The 2381-nt window shown below is 73.4% G+C and carries 2 protein-coding genes; both read right to left on the bottom strand.

From position 1 onward, the window contains the following. On the bottom strand, positions 1-1561 hold a 1561-nt coding region (gene miaB / locus DZG00_RS14580; RefSeq protein ID WP_119455775.1), incomplete at its 3' end, for a tRNA (N6-isopentenyl adenosine(37)-C2)-methylthiotransferase MiaB. Between the two features lie 49 nt (positions 1562-1610). Beyond that, a partial coding sequence (locus DZG00_RS14575; RefSeq protein WP_311135922.1) for a regulatory protein RecX occupies positions 1611-2381 on the bottom strand: 771 nt, incomplete at its 5' end.

Below are 2381 nucleotides of genomic sequence, written 5' to 3'. Positions count from 1 at the left end.
GCGGGTGAGCGGGCCCGTCCTCCGCGGCCGACGGCACGCGGAGGGAGGGCAGCCCCAGCGACACGCGCGGCGCACCGCCCGCGCTCGCCCCGGCCCCCGGAGCGGGCACGCCGCAGGAGTCCGCCTGCGCCCGCTCCCACGCGTCGCCCGCGCGGGTGCGGCGGATCCGCAGGGGCGCCTGGTCGACCGAGTCCGCGATGAGGTGGAACGGCGCCGCGCGGGTGATCCCGACCTCGACCGCGTCGCCCGGGCGCGGCTCGCCGCTGCCCGCTGGCACGTCGAGGTGGACGAGGCGGCCGTCCTGCGCGCGCCCGGTGACCCGCCGCGTGTCGCCGTCCTTCCGGCCCTCGTGCGCGCTCACGAGCACCTCGACCGTGCGGCCGACCACACGCTGGTTCTCCTCGTGGCTGATGCGCTCCTGCAGCGCGGTGAGGCGGCCGTAGCGCTCCCTCACGACGTCCGGGGGGACCTGCTCGTCCATCGTCGCGGCGGGTGTGCCCGGGCGGATCGAGTACTGGAACGTGAACGCCGACGAGAACCGGGCCGCCTCGACGACGCGGAGGGTCTCCTGGAAGTCCTCCTCCGTCTCCCCGGGGAAGCCGACGATGATGTCGGTCGTGATCGCCGCGGCGGGGATGCGCGTGCGCACGCGGTCGAGGATCCCGAGGAAGCGCTCGGACCGGTACGAGCGGCGCATGGCCTTGAGGATCCTGTCGGATCCGGACTGCAGCGGCATGTGCAGCTGCGGCATCACGGCGGCCGTCTCGGCCATCGCGTCGATCACGTCGTCGGTGAACGCGGCCGGGTGCGGGCTCGTGAAGCGGATGCGCTCGAGGCCCTCGATGGCCCCCGCTGCCCGCAGGAGCTTGCCGAAGGCCTGGCGGTCGCCGAACTCGACGCCGTAGGAGTTGACGTTCTGGCCGAGGAGCGTGACCTCCACCGCGCCGTCGTCGACGAGGGCCTGGATCTCGGCGAGGATGTCGCCCGGGCGGCGGTCCTTCTCCTTGCCCCGGAGAGCAGGCACGATGCAGAACGTGCAGGTGTTGTTGCAGCCCACCGAGATGGAGACCCACCCGCTGGCGATCTCATCGCGCTTCGTCGGCAGCGTGGAGGGGAACGTCTCGAGGCTCTCCAGGATCTCCAGCTGCGCCTCGCCGTTGTGTCGCGCGCGCTCCAGCAGGGTCGGCAGCGCGCCCATGTTGTGGGTGCCGAAGACCACGTCCACCCACGGCGCCTTCTCGAGGACGGTCGCCCTGTCCTTCTGCGCGAGGCAGCCGCCGACCGCGATCTGCATGCCCTCGTGCCGGCGCTTGACCCCGGCGAGGTGCCCGAGGTTGCCGTAGAGCTTGTTGTCCGCGTTCTCGCGGACGGCGCACGTGTTGATGACGACGATGTCGGCCTCGGCGCCCTCGGCCGACACGTAGCCCGCTGCCTCGAGCGATCCCGTGAGCCGCTCCGAGTCGTGGACGTTCATCTGGCAGCCGTAGGTGCGTACCTCGTACGTGCGCGGCCGGTCGGCTTCGGACGGGACGACGCGGACGTGCTCGGCGACGGTGCTCATGATGACTCGATCCTACGTGCGGCGCGGGCCAGCGCCGCCGCCGCCCGGGTCAGCGGAAGCGCACGCGCGACGAGCCGCGACGCGTCGCGAGCGCGGCCTTCGCCGCATCCCGCACGACGCCGCCGCCGTAGCCGCGGCGCATGAGGAACGAGGTGAGCCGACGCTCGGCCGTCTCGTCGTCGTAGGACGAGAGCTGCCCGACGCGCTTCATCGCGACCTCGGTGGCGCGCGCCAGCTCGTCGTCCGGCTGCTCGGCCATGGCCTCCTCGATCACGAGGGGGTCGAGCTTGCGGCGGCGCATCTCCATCTCGACCGAACGCCGGCCGAGGCCCTTGCGGTCGAGGTGCGTGTGCAGGATCTGCTCCGCCAGGGCGGCCTCGTCGATGTACTGCAGGGACACGTATCGGGCGAGCGTCTCCTCCACGATGTCCGGGTCGATCTCCGCACCGTCGAGGACCTCCCTCGCCTCGGCGAGCGAGAGACCTCGACCGCGCAGGCGGTTGGCGAGGACGTTGTCGGCTCGACGCCGCTGGCGCTCGGGCGTGCGCTCGGCGGCTCGCTCCTCCTCGGCCTCCGCCTCGCGGCGCTCGTCCTCGACGCGATCCTCCTCGAGGCGGATCATGTCCCGGCGGTACGCCTCGTCCTGCTCGGCCTTGGCTCGCGCCCGCTCTGCGCGCTCCTGCTCGGCCCGCCACACGGCGGGAGTCGGATGCTCCGCGGGCGCGGGCGCCTCCTCGGCCGGGGACGCGGCATCCGCTCCCCCGGAGCCGCGCGCAGCCTGCGCCTCGGCCTCGGCGAGGACGCGCCGTGCCTCCGCGAT

This window comes from Clavibacter lycopersici, from assembly GCF_003576405.1.
GTDB classification, from domain to species: domain Bacteria; phylum Actinomycetota; class Actinomycetes; order Actinomycetales; family Microbacteriaceae; genus Clavibacter; species Clavibacter lycopersici.
Note: the sequence above shows the minus strand (reverse complement) of the source record. Positions and strands in the feature narration are given on the sequence as shown.